Origin of the sequence: Streptomyces sp. LaBMicrA B280, from assembly GCF_049222185.1 — a bacterium.
In the GTDB taxonomy this organism is placed as follows: Bacteria; Actinomycetota; Actinomycetes; order Streptomycetales; family Streptomycetaceae; genus Streptomyces; species Streptomyces murinus.
In genome coordinates this window covers 142,899-159,263 of record NZ_JBMJCT010000004.1, presented here as the reverse complement: position 1 = coordinate 159,263, position 16,365 = coordinate 142,899, and the positions used below count along the sequence as shown (strand labels likewise).

13 protein-coding genes and 2 pseudogenes are annotated in these 16,365 nt (G+C 72.2%); 6 read left to right on the top strand and 9 right to left on the bottom strand.

The window, feature by feature from the left end; all coding sequences use genetic code 11:
* Positions 1-31 precede the first annotated feature (31 nt).
* Both ACLF5H_RS04230 and ACLF5H_RS04225 read right to left on the bottom strand, forming a co-directional pair.
* The gene (locus ACLF5H_RS04230) at positions 32-1,411 is read right to left on the bottom strand and encodes a serine/threonine-protein kinase (RefSeq protein ID WP_421674713.1); all 1,380 of its coding nucleotides are present in this window, start codon (positions 1,409-1,411) and stop codon (positions 32-34) included.
* Positions 1,412-1,523: 112 nt separating this feature from the next.
* Positions 1,524-3,224 (bottom strand): protein kinase domain-containing protein, encoded by a 1,701-nt coding sequence (locus ACLF5H_RS04225; protein WP_421674712.1) that lies wholly within the window; start codon positions 3,222-3,224, stop codon positions 1,524-1,526.
* A 436-nt stretch (positions 3,225-3,660) separates the two neighbouring features.
* Here ACLF5H_RS04225 and ACLF5H_RS04220 point away from each other — a divergent pair.
* The 4 genes and pseudogenes from ACLF5H_RS04220 to ACLF5H_RS04205 all read left to right on the top strand — a co-directional run bounded on the left by ACLF5H_RS04220 (position 3,661) and on the right by ACLF5H_RS04205 (position 10,527).
* Positions 3,661-6,577: pseudogene (locus ACLF5H_RS04220) on the top strand (FHA domain-containing protein).
* Between the two features lie 320 nt (positions 6,578-6,897).
* Entirely contained in the window at positions 6,898-8,274 is a 1,377-nt protein-coding gene (locus ACLF5H_RS04215; RefSeq protein WP_421674711.1) for an ABC transporter substrate-binding protein, read from the top strand.
* A gap of 7 nt (positions 8,275-8,281) precedes the next feature.
* Positions 8,282-9,625, top strand: coding sequence for a carbohydrate ABC transporter permease (locus tag ACLF5H_RS04210; RefSeq protein ID WP_421674710.1), 1,344 nt, complete (start codon positions 8,282-8,284; stop codon positions 9,623-9,625).
* Entirely contained in the window at positions 9,622-10,527 is a 906-nt protein-coding gene (locus tag ACLF5H_RS04205) for a carbohydrate ABC transporter permease (RefSeq protein WP_421674709.1), read from the top strand. The genes ACLF5H_RS04210 and ACLF5H_RS04205 overlap by 4 nt, the downstream gene beginning before the upstream one ends.
* 56 nt (positions 10,528-10,583) lie before the next feature.
* Here the strand turns inward: ACLF5H_RS04205 and ACLF5H_RS04200 are convergent, their stop codons facing one another.
* The 7 genes and pseudogenes from ACLF5H_RS04200 to ACLF5H_RS04170 form a co-directional block, all read right to left on the bottom strand.
* Entirely contained in the window at positions 10,584-11,135 is a 552-nt protein-coding gene (locus ACLF5H_RS04200; RefSeq protein ID WP_421674772.1) for a GNAT family N-acetyltransferase, read from the bottom strand.
* Between the two features lie 7 nt (positions 11,136-11,142).
* Entirely contained in the window at positions 11,143-11,874 is a 732-nt protein-coding gene (locus ACLF5H_RS04195; protein ID WP_421674708.1) for a lasso peptide biosynthesis B2 protein, read from the bottom strand.
* Positions 11,867-12,931 (bottom strand): albusnodin/ikarugamycin family macrolactam cyclase, encoded by a 1,065-nt coding sequence (locus tag ACLF5H_RS04190; RefSeq protein WP_421674771.1) that lies wholly within the window; start codon positions 12,929-12,931, stop codon positions 11,867-11,869. Before ACLF5H_RS04190 ends, ACLF5H_RS04195 begins: the two co-directional genes overlap by 8 nt.
* Before the next feature lie 122 nt (positions 12,932-13,053).
* Positions 13,054-13,143: pseudogene (locus ACLF5H_RS04185) on the bottom strand (hypothetical protein); the annotation flags it as partial.
* Between the two features lie 625 nt (positions 13,144-13,768).
* Positions 13,769-13,906 (bottom strand): albusnodin family lasso peptide, encoded by a 138-nt coding sequence (locus ACLF5H_RS04180; RefSeq protein ID WP_148024611.1) that lies wholly within the window; start codon positions 13,904-13,906, stop codon positions 13,769-13,771.
* Positions 13,907-14,119: 213 nt separating this feature from the next.
* Positions 14,120-14,584 (bottom strand): hypothetical protein, encoded by a 465-nt coding sequence (locus ACLF5H_RS04175; RefSeq protein WP_421674707.1) that lies wholly within the window; start codon positions 14,582-14,584, stop codon positions 14,120-14,122.
* Entirely contained in the window at positions 14,581-15,018 is a 438-nt protein-coding gene (locus tag ACLF5H_RS04170; protein WP_421674706.1) for an ATP-binding protein, read from the bottom strand. Before ACLF5H_RS04170 ends, ACLF5H_RS04175 begins: the two co-directional genes overlap by 4 nt.
* A gap of 252 nt (positions 15,019-15,270) precedes the next feature.
* Between ACLF5H_RS04170 and ACLF5H_RS04165 the strand changes: the two genes are divergently transcribed.
* The gene (locus tag ACLF5H_RS04165; RefSeq protein ID WP_421674705.1) at positions 15,271-16,158 is read left to right on the top strand and encodes a helix-turn-helix domain-containing protein; all 888 of its coding nucleotides are present in this window, start codon (positions 15,271-15,273) and stop codon (positions 16,156-16,158) included.
* Positions 16,145-16,336 (top strand): DUF397 domain-containing protein, encoded by a 192-nt coding sequence (locus ACLF5H_RS04160; RefSeq protein ID WP_153814167.1) that lies wholly within the window; start codon positions 16,145-16,147, stop codon positions 16,334-16,336. The genes ACLF5H_RS04165 and ACLF5H_RS04160 overlap by 14 nt, the downstream gene beginning before the upstream one ends.
* The last annotated feature ends 29 nt before the right edge of the window (positions 16,337-16,365 follow it).

The window sequence follows — 16,365 nt, the reverse complement described above, 5'->3', positions numbered from 1 at the left end:
ACCCGGGGTCGGAGTGAAGAGGGCGGGCAGGTCAGGGGGCCGAGGATGTCGATGCCGGGGGCGGAGTGTCCTGCGGGGAGTCCGAGGTCGCCCACCACGCGCCGACCGACACCAGCGCCGCCACGGCCACCCCCGCCACCCCCAGCGTGATCCGGCGCCGTCGCACCGCCGCGCGGTGTTTCGCCGAGCCCGGCCGGGGGGCACGGAGAAGCGTTCGGCCGTCATATGGGCCAGCGTGGTGTCCACGTCGAACACCGGCTGCGGGATCATCGTCGCCCCGCGCATCAGACACGCGAGCACCCCGGCCTTGTAACCGAACGTGTGGAAGAAGGGAGCCCGGCCGGGGGGCTCCCGCGGGGCGGGGTGCCCGGGCCGTGCCGTGCGCGCCGCCGGCCAGCTCGTCGGGCGCCGGCACCCGCATCGACGTGTGGGTGTCGCGGTTGGAGTCGGGCCGGGCGCCCTGGACGAGGGAGACCGCGCCCCGTCGTCGTACCGGCTCACCCGGCGCGGGAGCCGACGGCGTCGCCGGTTCCTCCTCGGCCGCCTCCTCCGGGAGGTCCGGCTCGTCCACGTCCAGCGGCGGCAGCCCGGCCAGGGTGGGCAGCTGTTCCCGCAGCCGCGCCGCCAGCTCGGACGCCCGCAGCCGGGACGCGGGCGCCTTGGCGAGGCACTGCACGATCAGCTGCCACAGCTCCTCGGGGATGCCGGGGAGCGGGACCACCGTCTCGGTGACATGGCGGCGCAGCACCGCGCCCGGGTGGCCGCCGCCGAACGGCGTGAAGCCCGCCAGCAGCTCGTACAGCACCGTGGCCAGCGCGTAGATGTCCACGGAGGCCCGCGGGGGCAGCCCCTCGACGATCTCGGGGGCCAGATAGTCCGGCGTACCGATGATCTTCGTGGCGCGCGTCCGCCGGGGCGCGTCGATCAGCTTGGCCACCCCGAAGTCGGTCAGCAGCGCCGGATGCGCCCCGCCGGGGCCGAGCGGGCCCTGCATGTCGAGCAGCACGTTCTCCGGCTTGACGTCCCGGTGCACGACCCCCGCCGCGTGCGCCGCGGCCAGCGCGTCCGCGACATCGGCGACGATCGCCACCGCGGCCTCGGGCGAGAGCCTGCGCTCCCGCTCCAGGCGGGTGCGCAGATCGGTGCCGCGCACCAGGTCCATCACCAGGGCCAGGTCATTGCCGTCGACGACGAGGTCGCGCACGGTGACGATGTGCGGGTGCTCCAGCCCGAGCAGCGCCGTGCGCTCCTGGACGAAGCGCCCGACCAGCTCCTGGTCCGAGGCGAGGTCCTCCCGCAGCAGCTTGATCGCGACGGGTCCCTCGGGCCCCTCGCCCAGCCACACCGTGCCGGCGCTGCCCCGCCCCAGGATCTGGTGCGCGGTGTACCGGCTGCCGATCTTCCGTGCCAAGACTGCTCCTACAGACGCGTGTTGTCGTTAAAACTACGCGTCCGGCGAGCCAACCTTCACCGTGGAGGCGGAAATCACCCGTCAGATGTCGACAAATCCCCTACCCCATGGATCAGTTGTTGCCGCCCAGGTCCTTCACCCAGCCGCTCACCTGACCGGCCCAGTGGGACAGCTCGTGCCAGTAGCCGCGGCCCTGGCCGACCCAGGTGTGCAGCGGGGTCAGCTCCCAGATCAGCCAGCTCGCCACCACCAGGATGACGATCGTGAACAGGCAGCCCTTCAGACAGCCGAGCCCGGGGATCTTCATCGGGTTGGCGCTGCGCTGCCGCGGCGCCCTGGGCTCCCGCGCGGGTCGCTGCGGCTGCTGGGGCTGCTGGGGCTGCTGCGGCGGGGCGTACTGCTGGGGCTGGCGCTGAGGCTGGTGTTGCTGAGGCTGCTGGGGCGCGTAGCCGTACCCCTGCTGGTACCCCTGGGGCCCCTGCTGCCGTCCGCGCTGCTGCGGCTGCTGGGGGCGCGGCTGCGGCGCCTGCCGCGGCTGGTGCTGCGGGCGGGCCACCTGCCGCTGGGGCCGGTGGTGCAGCGGGTCGTCCTCCGGGGAGAGGTACTGGATCTGCGTCTGCTCATTGCGGTCCCGGGCGGCCCGCAGCTGGTTCTGCCAGGGGTGCGGCTGCTCGGGTCCGGGGCCCTGCGGTCCGGTGTTCGGCAGCACGGCCGTCGGATCGGCGGCGCCGGTGTGCGGCAGTACGGCGGTGGGGTCCGCGGCACCGGCGGGCCCGGCGGTGTGCGGCAGGACGCTGGTGGCGCCGTTCGGGTCGTACGAGCCCTGCGGGGCGCCCGTCGGCAGGACGGCGGTGGGGTCCGCCGCGCCGACGATGCCCGGCTCGCCCGGCACCGAGGTCGGGGCCGGGTCGGGGGCGAGCAGCGCGCCGACGCCCTCGGCCGCCGCGATCTGCGCGGAGTTCGCGTGCACCCCGATGCCCTCGGCGACGACCCGCAGGCCGCGCGCCAGGTTCTCGGCGCTGGGCCGCTCCAGGGGGTTCTTGCGCAGGCAGCGCTCGATCACCGTCCACAGCGGGTCGGGCACGGTGGAGGGCCGGCGCGCCTCGGCGCTGAGGTGCTGGTGCAGCACTTCGAGCGAGGTGGCGCCGGAGAACGGCGGACGGCCGGTGACCAGCTCGTACAGCAGGATGCCCGCGCCGTACACATCGACGGCGGAGGTCTGCGGGCGGCCCTCGGCGGACTCCGGCGCGACGTACGCGGGCGTGCCGACGAACTCCTGGGTGCGGGTCAGGCCCGGGGAGTCGGCGAGGCGGGCGATGCCGAAGTCGGTCAGCATCGGGTGCATCTCGCCGTCCCGCTGCCGCAGCAGCACGTTGGCGGGCTTGAGGTCGCGGTGGACGACGCCGTCGCGGTGGCTCGCGGCGAGCGCGTCGGCGACCTGCGCGGTCAGCAGGGAGGCGGCGACCGGCGTCAGGGGGCCGTTCTCGCGCAGATAGCGGTGCAGGTCGGGGCCGTCGACCAGGTCCATGACCAGCGCCAGCAGCTCACCCTCGACGACCAGGTCGCGGACCCGGACGATGTTCGGGTGGGTGAGCCGGAGCAGGACGGAACGCTCGCGCAGGAAGCGCATCACGATGTCCGGGTCGCTCGCCAGCTCTTCCTTCAGGACCTTGATCGCGACCGTTTCGCCCGGCTGGCCGGCGACGGCCGCCTCCGCGCCCGCGGTCTCGCGCTGGCGGGCACGCCAGACGGTGCCTGTGGCGCCGCGTCCGAGCGGCTCCTCAAGCAGGTACTTGCTGCCGACTGGCCGCACGTCACGCGCTCCCTGCTGCTTGCTGATGCTGCTTGCCTGCATTCCGGATGTTCCGAACCACTGTAGTGGTGCCGGATGGGACGCCACGTAAGCGTTCCCGGGCGGGCTCGAAGGAAAGACGCGCGTCTTTCGTCCGTGGTTGCCCGAAGCCAGACGGAAGCCAGACGGAAGCCGACGGAAGCAGCAGGAAGCAGCCATAAGGCCGACGGAAGCCGCCATAAGAGGGGACGTGACCGATCTCAACTGATCGCCGTGGTGGTCCATGTCAGGCACTTTTGGGGTCAGAGCCGACCAATCAAGATCACTTCGCACCGGGTGGCGGGCACGGTGTCGGCGGCAGGTGCGAGGATGCTCCCCGTACTGGCCGACGTGCTCGTGTGGGGTGGGGGGTAGTCCGCGCCCGCGCAGACCCGCGCAGAAGGGACCGCTGACGCCGATGCAGATCCGGCTGACCGTCGTAGACCCGCCGGGCCCGCCCCCACAGCGAGGCGCGAGCCGCGACGTGCTGGTCACGGCGCCCGTGGGCACCGACCTCGCCGCGGTCGCGTCCGCGCTGGCCGGGGCGGTCACCGGGGAGGGCGCGGGCCGCGACACCGGGGGCGCGGCGGTCGTGCTGTACTCCGGCGGTGAGCGGCTGGATCCGCGCCGCGCCGTGCTCGGGGAGCCGCCGCTGGTCGACGGCGCCGTACTGGCCCTGGGCGCGCCCCTGGCCGCCGAACCGCATCCCGAGCTGGACGACGCGCCCACCCAGCTGCATGTGGTGGCGGGCCCGGACGCGGGCGGGGTGCATCTGCTGCACGGCGGCCGGATCACGGTCGGGCGCTCCGCGGACGCGGACGTACCGCTGGACGATCCCGATGTCTCCCGGCTGCACTGCGCGGTGACGGTGGGCGCGGACGGCCGGGTGTCCGTGGTGGACCTGGGCTCCACGAACGGTACGACGCTGGACGGCACCCGGATCGGGGAGCGGGCGGTGCGGGTGCCCGCCGGGGGCCTGCTGCGGATCGGGGAGTCGGCGCTGCGGGTCGCGCCCGGGGGCCCGCGGGTGCGGGTGCCGGTGGTCGCGGACGGCGAGGGCTGTCTGCGCGTCGGGCCCGGCGCGGCCGTGCTCTTCCGATCTGACACCGGGGTCCCGCAGCGGCCCGACACCTGGCCGGACCCCGCCTCGCTGCTGCTCACCGCGCTCGGCCCCGGGCCCCGGCTGTGGGAGCGCGGCCCCGGCCACCCGGAGGCGCTGACCGTGCGGCTCGGTACCGCCGACCGGAGCGCGCCGGACGGCTCGGGCCTGCTGCCCGCCGTACCGGTGACCGCCGCGCTGCGGGAGGCGGGCGCGCTGGGCCTCGCCGGTCCCCGGCCCCGGCTGTCCGGGCTGGCCCGCGCGGTGCTGGCCCAGCTCGCCGCGCTGCACTCCCCCGATCTGCTGGAGATCGTGCTGATCAGCGCGGACGGCTCCCGCCCGGTGGAGGAGCGGGCGGCCGAGTGGTCCTGGCTGGGCTGGCTGCCGCACGTCCGTCCGAACCACGGCCAGGACTGCCGGCTCCTGCTGGCCTACGACCGCGAACAGGCCGCCGCCCGCACGGAGGAGCTGCTGCGCCGGGTGGACGACCTCACGGCGCGCGGCGCGGGGACCGCCGTCACCCGCTCGATCCCGGCGCAGAGCACGAGGGGCTCCGGGGGCTCCGGACCGCGGTCGCACCCGGCGCCGTACGACACCCCGCTGATCCCCCACCAGAGCCAGGCGCCCGGCACGCCCGGCACGCCCGCCGGGCCGCTCGGCGACCCGGCCTCCGGCACCCTCTCCCCCGCCTTCGGCACGCCGCCGCGGAGCCCGCGCCGCCCGTCCTGGGCCAAGGAGGAGGCCGACCTCGGCGGCACCGGTTTCCCCGGCCCCTACACGGTGGTCGTGGTCGACGGCGACCCCGGCGGGACCGGGCTCCAGGAGGCCCTGGCCCGGCTCGCCGCGGTGGGCCCCCGGGCCGGGGTGCATGTGCTGTGTCTGGCGGAGGTCTCCGCGTCCTCGGCGTCCTCCCCGGTGTCCCGTACCTACGACACCGCGTGCACGGTGACCCCGACGCTGCGGCACTGCGGGGCCGTGGCCCTGCTCAGCGGCGATGTGGCCGGCACCCTCCAGCTGATGCGGGTCGCCCCCGGCGGGCCGGTGGCGCCCGGGGTGCTCGCCACGGTGGACGCGGTGTCCCCGGCGTGGGCGGAGCGGTTCGCGCGGGCGCTGGCCCCGCTGCGGCCGGGACGAGCTGGGCCTGGCCCGGGCCACCCCCGCCTCCCTGATGGCCCGCTGGGCGGACGCGGCCGACGATCCGGAGGCGCTGGGCGGCCGGGCGCGTGCCGTGCTCGGCGCCGGTCCGCACGGCCCGGTCACCGCGGACCTGGTGGCCGACGGACCGCATCTGCTGATCGAGGGCCCGGCGGGCAGCGGCCGTACCGAGCTGCTGCGGGCCGTGGTGGCCTCGCTGGCCGCGGCCGAGCGGCCGGACCGGCTCGGCATGGTGCTCATCGACGGCCGGGACGGCGTCGGCACCGGCAACGGGCGCAACGAGGGTCTGCGGGTCTGCGTGGAGATACCCCATGTGACGACCCATCTGATCGCCAACGACCCGGTCCGCATGCGGGAGTTCGCGCAGTCGCTCAGCGCGGAGCTGAAGCGGCGCGCCGAGCTTCTGGGCCGGACCGACTTCGCGCAGTGGCACGCGGGGCGGGCGACGCCCGGCCGGGTGGTCGCGCAGCGCACCCCGCCCGGCGCGGGGGACATCGAGGCGCCGCCCAGCTCCACGCTGCGGCTGCGGCCGGGCGCGGCGGCACGCCAACGCGCCGAGGCGGTACCGCCGTTGCCCCGGCTCGTGGTGGTCGTCGACGATCTGGACGCGCTGGTCTCCCCCGCGCTCGGCGCCCCGGGGCGGCCCGCCGCGGGCTCGGTGACGCGGGCCCTGGAGGCGGTGGCCCGGGAGGGTGAGCGGCTCGGCGTGCACCTGGTGGCGGCGACCGGCACGGACGGCCGTACGGCGGACAGCGAACCGGCCCGCCGGGCGACCCTCCGCGTCCGGCTCGCGGCCCCCCAGCAGGGTCCCGACGAACCGGCTCCGGGGCGCGGTGAGTTGGCCCATCCGGACGCGCCCGCGGTGGAGTTCCAGGCGGGCCGGGTCACCGGCCGTATCCCGCGCACCGCGACCCAGCGCCCCACGGTGGTCCCGCTGGACTGGCACCGGGTGGGCGATCCCCCGACCCGCCGCCCGGTCCGCGAACTCGGCAACGGCCCCACCGACCTGGCCCTGCTGGCCAGTGCCGTGGAACGCGCCGCCCGCCAGGTCGCGGCCGCTCAGGTGCCGTCGCTGCTGTAGGCGCCCGCAGGCCCCAACTCGCCCTGGATCACGGCGCATACGCCCCTGATCACGACCCGGTCACGATCACCCCTTCGCGCCCGCAGGCGCTCTTGCCGCGCCTCCACGGCCCGCGTACACCGGAGCGCACGGACAGTGTTCCGGCGTTCACGATGCACGGACGTTGACGGTGCACGGACGTGCGCGGTGCGCGGACGTGCCCGATGGGCGGACGTGCCCGATGGGCGGACGTGCCCGATGGGCGGACGTGCCCGATGGGCGGACGTGCCCGATGGGCGGACGTGCCCGGTGGGCGGCGGAGAACGACGAACGGGGAAGTGATGCACAGCAGGAGCAGCACCATCCGGACCGGCAGGACCGTCGGCGCGGTCGCCGCGTTGCTCGCGGGGGGCCTTGTGCTCGGCGCGTGCTCCGGCGGGGGCGGCGACGGCAAGACGGGCAAGGAGAGTTCGCCGTCCACCGGCGGCTCCGTGCCGCTGCCCAAGCTGGACGGCGCGCGTCTGGAGATCGCGGCCGTGTGGACCGGGCAGGAGCAGACGAACTTCAAGAAGGTGCTTGCGGAGTTCGAGAAGCGGACCGGGGCGCAGGTCACCTTCGTGCCCGCGCAGGACCCGATCATCAACTTCCTCGGCTCGAAGATCGCGGGCGGGCAGCCGCCGGACATCGCGCTGCTGCCGCAGCCGGGCGCCATCAGGCAGGCCGTGGACAAGGGCTGGGCCAAGCCGGTCGGGCCGGACGCGCTCAAGGAGGTGCAGAAGAACTACTCGCAGGGCTGGCAGGACATCGGCAAGGTGAACGGCAAGCAGTACGGCGTCTATTACAAGGCCGCCAACAAGTCGCTCATCTGGTACAACGCCAAGGTCTTCGAGAACGCGGGCGCCAAGGAGCCCGCGACCTGGAAGGACCTGCTGACGACCGCGCAGGCCGTCTACGACTCCGGGGTCACGCCCTTCTCGGTGCCGGGCGCGGACGGCTGGCCGCTCACGGACTGGTTCGAGAACGTCTACCTCTCGCAGGCGGGGCCGGAGAAGTACGACCAGCTCGCCCAGCACAAGATCAAGTGGACCGATCCCTCGGTCAAACAGGCGCTCCAGACGCTGGCGCAGATCTGGGGCAAGAAGGACTATCTGGCGGGCGGGCAGGACGGCGCGCTCCAGACCGAGTTCCCGAACTCGGTCACCCAGACCTTCACCGGCGGCGACCAGCCGAAGGCCGCGATGATCTACGAGGGCGACTTCGTGCAGGTGAACATCGGTGAGACCAAGGCGAAGGTGGGCACGGACGCCAAGGTGTTCCCGTTCCCGGCCGTCGGCTCCACCGCGCCCGTGGTCTCCGGCGGTGACGCGGCGGTCGTCCTGAAGGACTCCAAGGCGGCGCAGGCCCTGATGACCTTCCTGGCCTCCCCGGACGCGGCCACCATCCAGGCGAAGCTGGGCGGCTATCTCTCGCCGAACAAGAACGTGGCGATCTCGGCGTACCCGAACAGCGTCCAGCAGAAGATCGCCAAGTCGCTGATCGCGTCCGGCGACGACTTCCGCTTCGACATGTCCGACCAGGCCCCGCAGGCGTTCGGCGGCACCCCCGGCAAGGGCGAGTGGAAGGATCTCCAGGACTTCCTGAAGAACCCGGGCGATGTCGCGGACGCCCAGGCGGCGCTGGAGAAGGACGCGGCGGCCGCGTACGGAAGCGGGAGCTGAGCCGGCCATGGCGTCGGCAGCGGCGGCCGGGGCCCCACCGGGTCCCGCCGCGCCCCGCGCGCGCAAGAGCGTGACCGGCACCCGCAGGGCCGTGGCAGTGCTGTTCCTGCTGCCCGCCCTGGTGCTGCTGGGCGCGCTCGTGGTCTACCCGATCGGGTACTCGGTCGTCCGCAGCTTCGGCACGAACTCCGGGCACGGGTTCGCCGGATTCGACAACTACAAGACGGTCTTCACGGACGACGGCATCCTCACCGCCCTGAAGAACAACGTCATCTGGGTGGTGTTCGCGCCCGCCGTCTCCACCGCGCTCGGGCTGATCTTCGCGGTGCTGACCGAACGGGTGCGCTGGGGTACGGCGTTCAAGCTGGTCGTCTTCATGCCGATGGCGATCTCGATGCTCGCGGCCGGGATCATCTTCCGGCTGGTGTACGACCAGGACCCGGGCAAGGGCGTCGCCAACGCCGCGTGGGTGTCGGTGCACGACACCTTCGCGCGGTCCTCGGCGTTCCCGATGGCGCACCCGGGCCGTGAGTCGCCGCTCGTCCCGCAGGGCGGCGGCTTCGTCACCAGGGCCGCGGTGCACGCCGGGCAGCCGGTCACTCTGCCGCTCGTCGGGGTCGCCCCGGACAAGATGCCCGGCGACGCGCACCGGGCGGCGGCCGCGCACGCCGAGCCGGGCAAGGTCACCGGCACCACCTGGCAGGACTTCACCCGCGGTAAGGGCGTCGGCCGGCTCGGCGCGCCCGACCCGGGCGAGCTGGGCTATCCGGGGATGCGGATCGAGGCGGTGAAGGACGGCAAGGTCGTGGCCTCGACGAAGGCGGCGGCGGACGGCACCTTCACGCTGCCCGCGGCGGCCGACGGGGCTCGGCTGCGGCTGCCCGCGGCCAACTTCCGGGAGCCGTACAACGGCGTCGAATGGCTCGGCCCCTCGCTGGTCACCCCGGCGATCATCGGCGCGTACGTCTGGATGTGGGCGGGCTTCGCGATGGTGCTGATCGCGGCCGGACTCGCGGGCATGCCACGGGAGTTGCTGGAGGCCGCGCGGGTGGACGGCGCCAATGAGTGGCAGGTGTTCCGCAAGATCACCGTGCCGCTGCTCGCACCGGTCCTCGCGGTCGTCGCCGTCACCCTGATGATCAATGTGCTCAAGGTGTTCGACCTCGTCTACATCATCGCCCCCGGCTCCTCCCAGGACGACGCCAACGTGCTGGCCCTGGAGCTGTACCGCAGGGGCTTCGCGGAGGGCCAGCCGGGCGTGGCGAGCGCGATCGCGGTGTTCCTGCTGGTGCTGGTGATCCCGGTGATGCTGTTCAACATCCGACGGCTCCGGCGGGAGGTACGACGATGACGGCGCTCGCCACCGATACGCGCGGGACGACCCCACCCGCCTCCGCGCCCCGGCCCTCGCTCGGCACCCGGATCACTCGCGCGCTGGGCGGCCCCCTGGTCCGCGTCCTCCTCATCCTGGTCGGCCTGTTCTGGCTGGTGCCGACCATCGGCCTGCTGATCTCCTCTCTCCGCTCCCCCGACGACATGAGCGCGAGCGGCTGGTGGACGGTCTTCACCAAGCCCTCCCAGCTGACCTTCGGCAGCTACCAGAAGCTGCTGGAGAACAGCGACATCACCCACTCCCTGCTGAACACGGTCCTGATCACGGTCCCGGCGACCGTCCTGGTCGTGGTCATCGGCTCGCTCGCCGGATACGCATTCGCGTGGATGGAGTTCCCGGGCCGGGACTGGTGGTTCCTCGGCGTGGTCAGCCTGCTGGTGGTGCCGGTGCAGGTGGCGCTGATCCCGATCGCCGAACTCTTCGGCAAGATCGGCCTGTTCGGGACGATCCTCGGCGTGGTCCTGTTCCACACCGGCTTCGGACTGCCGTTCGCGGTGTTCCTGCTGCGGAACTTCTTCGCCGAGATCCCCCGCGAACTGCTGGAGGCCGCCCGCCTGGACGGCGCCGGTGAACTGCGCCTGTTCACCCGCGTGGTGATGCCGCTCGGCGGCCCGGCCATCGCGAGCCTCGGCATCTTCCAGTTCCTGTGGGTCTGGAACGACATGCTGGTCGCCCTGGTCTTCACCAAGTCCGGCACCCAGCCGATCACGGTCGCCCTCCAGACCCAGGTCCGCCAGTTCGGCAACAACATCGACGTCCTGGCACCCGGCGCGTTCATCTCCATGGTGATTCCGCTGGCCGTGTTCTTCGCGTTCCAGCGGCAGTTCGTGTCGGGGGTGATGGCGGGGGCGGTGAAGTAGGCCCTGCCGGACGTGGCCGACGGCCCTGGTACCCCGTGCACGGGGGCCGGGGCCGTCTACGACTCCAGCGGGACGATCACGGAGGGGCCGGTGAACTCGACGGCGAGCGCGTCCATGATCACCTCGTCGCAGACCTGACCGAGCCAGTACCCCGCCTGGCGGAGCCTTCCGACGGTGCGGAAGCCGGCCTTCTCGTAGGCGTGAACGGCGGCGGTGTTGGGTGCGAGGACCTTGAGCCAGATCATCCGCAGGTTGGTGATGTGGAACCCGTAGTCCAGGACAAGCCGGGTCGTCGCCGCCCCCAAGCCCTTCCCGCGTGCCTCGGGGGCGAGCATCACGACGTACTCGGCGGTGCGGACAGCGGAGTCGGGCAGCAGGGTGGCGATTCCGGCGGGAACCGGTACCTCGCCGGTGAGGTCGTAGACGGTGAAGCGGATGTTGTCGCCCCGGATCTGGTGGGACATGCCCTCGGTGCGGGCCTCCAGCGACTCGGGCTGCTGGCGGCCGTAACCGACGAGGACGACGGGATCCTGTTCCCACCGCCAGTAGGTCTCCACCAGATCGGCACGGTACGGGCCGAGTCCGCAGGCGTTGTCACGGACCCAGATGGTCGGCTCAGGGCTGGCGGTGATGGCGGCCTCCGATGGTGAGGACGGGCGTGTAGACGAGGGTGGACTCGGGCTCGGCGACCGGGGCGCCGTCTTCAGTCTGCACCCAGGCGTGCAGTCGCACGGGGTCGGCGGCGATGCCGTGGCACCAGGTGACGGCGAGCCGTCGAGCGGCCAGCAGCAGCACGGCGGCGGCGGACTCCTCCAGACAGGCGGTGCGTGCCGGGGAGCACCACCCGGCGGCTCGGACCGCTCGAACGGCGGCTTCCGCCTGCCGAGGGGTGGCCGGGCAGCGGCAGGTTGACGCGGCCCGCTCGACGACCCGGACGACGCGGTTCATCGCGGTGCCGCGCTCGCCGACGGCCTTGACGGCAGCGACGACGGCAAGCGCTCCGGACCCACCCAGCAGGGCAGATGTCCGGACGGGGCCGGGGCGGACAGTGCCGGCGGGGTGCTCGGTGCTGCCCCAGCTCGCGGCCACGGTGGCGGCCGGGGTCACCGGCCACGGACCAGCGGCCGGGGTGGGGGCCAGGAGCCCTGCGGTCAGCAGCTGGTCGGCGAGCCGCCCCGGTAAGGAGCCGACGTGGCCCGTGCGGGCGGCGGTGCGGAAGCGTTCAGCGGCGGCGGGCAACAGTCCACGGACTTGGCCGGTGCGGTAGTCGATGAGGACCAGGACGTGCCCGAAGTCGACGGCGCGGACGTGTGCGGGTGGGACGGCGAAGCTGGTCGGCTCAGGCACGAGGTCTGCTCCTCACCGGCGTACGGGTCCAGCCGGGGGCGAGGTCGCGGTGATGGGCGGTGAGCCATGCTTCGGCGGCGAGTGCCTGTTCGAGGGTGGCAAGCGGCATCGGCAGCCCGGCCGCGGCCTGGGCCAGGTGCCGACGGAAGTTTCCGGGATGGAGCAGGCCGAGCGCGGCTAGGTAGCCGTCCGCGAGGGCGGACAGGTCACCCAGGTTGGCCCGCATCCCGGTGTAGTGGTCGGCGTCGAAGCTGCCCTTGGTCGTGCGGGCGGTGGTCTGCGGCGGCAGCAGGTCAGCCATTGCGCGGGCCAGGTGCGGTTTGTAGGCGTACAGCGCGGGTCGGCTGCCGATCGGGCAGGTCAGCACGGCGTCCACCACGACCGGGTCGAGGAAGGGGTTGTGCAGGTCTATGCCGCAGGCAGCGGCGAGCCGGGCGTCGGCGACAGCGGTGCGGGCGACCTCGCGGATCTCGTCCACGAGTACCCGCACCGCGAAGTCAAGGGCCGGCAGTGGGTCGGGCTCGGCGGCGGCCCGTTGGGCGGCCTCGGCCAGCAGACGCCGGGCCTGCGGCTCGGCCCAGGACGGGAGAGGCAGCAGCGGGAACCAGGTGACGCGGCCGTGGTCGTTGCGGCCGGCCGCCGTTCCGGCCTGTGCGGCAAGCAGGTCCAGAGCCCGGTGCCGGGTGGTGCGCACGAGGCGGACTGCGTCTCGTAACAGCGGACCGACCGGAACGTGTCGAAGGCGAGCCCACCCGAGGGCCTCGGCCACCGCGCGGCCCGGGTTGCGGTGGCGGATCAGGTCGGCGAGGTGGGCCGGTGGCTGAAACAGGATGCTGTCGCCGCCGTCGCCGGTCAGGTGAGTACAGCTGCCCAATTCAGCGCGCATCCAGTTCAGTTGGTGGATCAGACGGGTGTTGGTCAGCGTCGAGGGCGCTGGTTCGTCGGACGCCGGGACATCGGTGATCCGCGTGTAGGGCAGGTGCCGGTCCGTGAGCGGCAGCAGATGGTGGGCGATGCGGCGCGGATATCGGTCGGCGGCCAGGCGGGCGTGGTGCAGGTCGGCCCCACGGAGGTTGCCGTCCGGGTGGACGGTGACCGCGTCCAGTCCAGACGCTGCCCGGCGGGCAGGGTGGTGGCGGCCAGCACCGCGATACTGGTGGAGTCCAAACCGCCTGACAGGTCCGAGGACAGATCAGGGGCGTCTGCCCGTAACTCGACCGCGCTCTCCAGCGCGGTACGCAGCCGGACGTGGGGCGGGCCGCCGAGCACCGGCTCCGGGCGCCAGACGGTGGTTGCCCGCCAGGCGGTGGCATGCGCCGGCAACTCGACTCGTGCGCCGGGGGGCAGCTGACGCACGCCGCTGAAGAAGGTCCGGTCTCCCGCGAGAGCGGGCACCGAGGGCAGCAGAACCGCGCAGGCCAAACGCCCGGTGTCGATGGCCGCACCGGTCAGGCTTGCCAGCAGTCGGGCGGAGGTCGACCAGGCCCAGCCGCCGTCCCACCGGGCGGCGTACACGGGGTAGGCAGCGGCAGGGTCGGTGTACACGACCACCGCACCGTCGTCGGCCTCCTCGACGATCGTGTAGGTGCCGGGCCAACGCCAGGCCGCGTCTGCGGGCAGGGCGCCGTCGGCCAGATGAGAGAACTCGACAGCGCTCGCCCCGCACCAGCCAAGGAGCAGGACGCGGCGTCGGCCGACGATGTCGGCGAGCACGTGGGCAGGGCCGTCGCCGAGTCGCCAGGAACTCGATGCGGCCGCGAGCGGGGTGGAGCCGATGGGACGCGGCAGGCAGACGTCAGGAGTGGTATTGAAACCGCCGAAGATCACGAATTCCTCCCTGGTTGCGGTTGGACCGGTGGTGCGGCCCGGCCGGACCGCACCACCGGGTGGAGGATCAGCTGTTGTAGGCCCGTCGCTTGTCCTCGCTGTGGCCGCCGCCCTGGCCCTCGGTGAGGGCGGCAGCGTCGCCGAGCTCGACCAGCGTCAGCTCGTCCTCGTCGGCCTCGGTGGCGCGAATCTGCTGCTCGATCATCGTGTGATTCCTCTCTGTGTGAACGGAGTTGTGTCCGCCCGGCTTGCCTCAACAGGCCGGGTCCGACGCCCAGAAGGGGGCGCCATCTCCCGCCCGGGGTACCTGCGGCGGGAAGTCTCGGTGGTTCAGCTCACGGGGTCAGCGGGCGTCGGGTGCGCCAGGTGTGGTCGCCGGTCCCGCGAACTGGCGGCGCCGGTCCTCGACCAGGAGCTGTCACTGGTTCCGAAGGGCCGTCGTGCCCGCATAGGCCCGTCGAGTGGAGGCGACGCGGTCCAGGTAGTTCGCGAGGGCGTCGGGGCCGGCGCCCGGGGGGATCGGGTCGAGGGCGACGACGAGCAGGGCGGGGCCGCCACGGTTGAGATGAGACCGCCATGCGACACCGACGGTGGGTACCTGCATGAAGACTGTGGGATGCCCGTAGTCGAGGGCGACGTAAGGGCCTCGCATCACAATGCGGAGCCCCACAGCCGGCACGGTCTCAGCTGCGGGACGCAGCCCCATGGCGTCGACCATGCCCATCAGGCCGACCTCGATCGATTCGGCCGTCTCACCGGGGCGTTGCGGAGGAGGGTGTCCGATCAGCAGGAAGGCAACCATGTCGAGCCATGTCGACACGGTGCACCCCGCGACGAAGTCGGCGCCGGGTACGGCCCGGATGGTGAGGCCGGGGCCGGTCACCTGGTCACCTCGACCCATACCTTCTTGCCGAACGGCCTGTCGTCCACACCCCACCGATCCGCGAGGGCACCGACGATGTGCAGACCGCGCCCTCGGATGCTTTCGCCCGTTGCCTCACGAGGCCGAGGGCGGCGTCGTCTGGGGTCGTGCACCTCGACGCGCACGCAGTCGGGCGTCGTACTGACCACGACGAGGACCGAGTCGCCCGGCTCGGTGCCATAGCGGTAGGCGTTCGTCACCAGCTCGGAGACGATGAGCACGACGGTGTCGACACAGTCGGCGGCAACCGGGGGTTCACCATGTGCCAGTACCTCGCGCACGTAGGTGCGGGCCCGACCGACTGATTCGGGATCGCTCGCCAACAACAGCGTGGGCGGTGGGCCGTCGGGAGGCGGGCAACATGCGGGCGGAGGCGCTTGCGGCAGATTGATCACGATCACCCCTCATGGGCAAGTTCCGTGCGTGGTAGCCGACTTGTATGGGCTGGTACGGCTACGTAGCGAAAAGTTGGCTTACGGGAAGCGGATTTTCAGGCTGCACGGCTGGCTCGACTGCGTGCAAGACTTCACGGCGTAACACCACCGAGAAGGTGTCGAACGAACGTCCTGCATTGCGGAGCGGGTGTCCGAGGGCTTTCATCGTGAGGGGCGAAAGTCGCTCATACCGAGTTCTCGGAGGGGCTGTAGATGACTGAGGGCCCGACCGGATCAACCGTTCCTCGCCGCCAACTGGGACGGAACTTACGAGATTTGCGTAACCGAGCACGCCTGACAGTGCGTGCGGCGGCGACGAAGCTGGAATGGTCCGAGGCGAAGATGTGGCGCATCGAGACCGGCCAGACTCCGCTGCGGAGCCTCGATGTTCAGGCGATGTGCTCGGTGTATGGCGCTCCACCGGACATCACCGAGGCCCTGATGGGACTCGCGAAGGAGACCAAGGCGCGCGGCTGGTGGCACGCGTACGGCGACGTGATCCCGGAGGGCTTCGACATCTATGTGGGCCTCGAAGAGGCTGCGCAGTCCCTGTCGTCGTACGAGAGCGATCTCGTACATGGTCTGCTTCAAACCGACGGGTATGCGCGCGAGATCATCCGCACACATATCCGGGGAATTGACGACGCAGACCTTGATGGCCGCGTGCGCTTCCGCCTCGCACGGCAGGCACTCCTGACCCGAGCCACCGACCCGCCGGTGTTTCGGGCGGTTCTGGGCGAGGCCGTGCTACGTCGTCCCGTCGGCGGGCGGGAGGTGATGATGCAGCAACTCGCGCACCTTGTCTATGTCTCAGAGCTGCCCAACGTCTCGATTCGCGTGGCGCCCTTCGCTGCTGGTATGCACTCAGGAGTGGTTGCCGGCCCGTTCATGATCCTCCGGTTCCCGTTGACCGGTGACGGGGTGGACACGGAACCGCCGACGGTCTACGCGGACGGGTACACCGGGGGCCTGTACCTGGACAAGGAACGGGAGGTGCAGCAGTACGACGCGGCCTTCAACAACGTCTGGGAAGCATCACTGAACGAGCAGGCGTCGAGGCGTCTGATTGCTGAAGTTGCAGGGAGCTATGAAGAGAGTTGAGAACGCCGAGTGGTTCAAGTCGAGCCACAGCAACGGAAACGGCAACTGCGTCGAGGTGGCCTACCTTGACGACGTAGTCGCCACGCGAGACAGCAAAGAGCAGGCAGGCCCGGTCCTGACCAGCGCCTTCGAAGGGTGGCAGGCATTCATCGGAAGCCTGGTCAAGGGCGAGCTTTAGGTGCTGCCAGGCGCTGATCCGGGCACGTC

What these genes read in the sequence shown, in the direction of transcription:
- ACLF5H_RS04215 (WP_421674711.1), top strand. Translation starts at nt 6,898, where the DNA reads ATGCACAGCAGGAGCAGCACCATCCGGACCGGCAGGACCGTCGGCGCG.
- ACLF5H_RS04210 (WP_421674710.1), top strand. Translation starts at nt 8,282, where the DNA reads ATGGCGTCGGCAGCGGCGGCCGGGGCCCCACCGGGTCCCGCCGCGCCC.
- ACLF5H_RS04205 (WP_421674709.1), top strand. Translation starts at nt 9,622, where the DNA reads ATGACGGCGCTCGCCACCGATACGCGCGGGACGACCCCACCCGCCTCC.
- ACLF5H_RS04180 (WP_148024611.1), bottom strand. Translation starts at nt 13,906, where the DNA reads ATGATCGAGCAGCAGATTCGCGCCACCGAGGCCGACGAGGACGAGCTG.
- ACLF5H_RS04165 (WP_421674705.1), top strand. Translation starts at nt 15,271, where the DNA reads ATGACTGAGGGCCCGACCGGATCAACCGTTCCTCGCCGCCAACTGGGA.
- ACLF5H_RS04160 (WP_153814167.1), top strand. Translation starts at nt 16,145, where the DNA reads ATGAAGAGAGTTGAGAACGCCGAGTGGTTCAAGTCGAGCCACAGCAAC.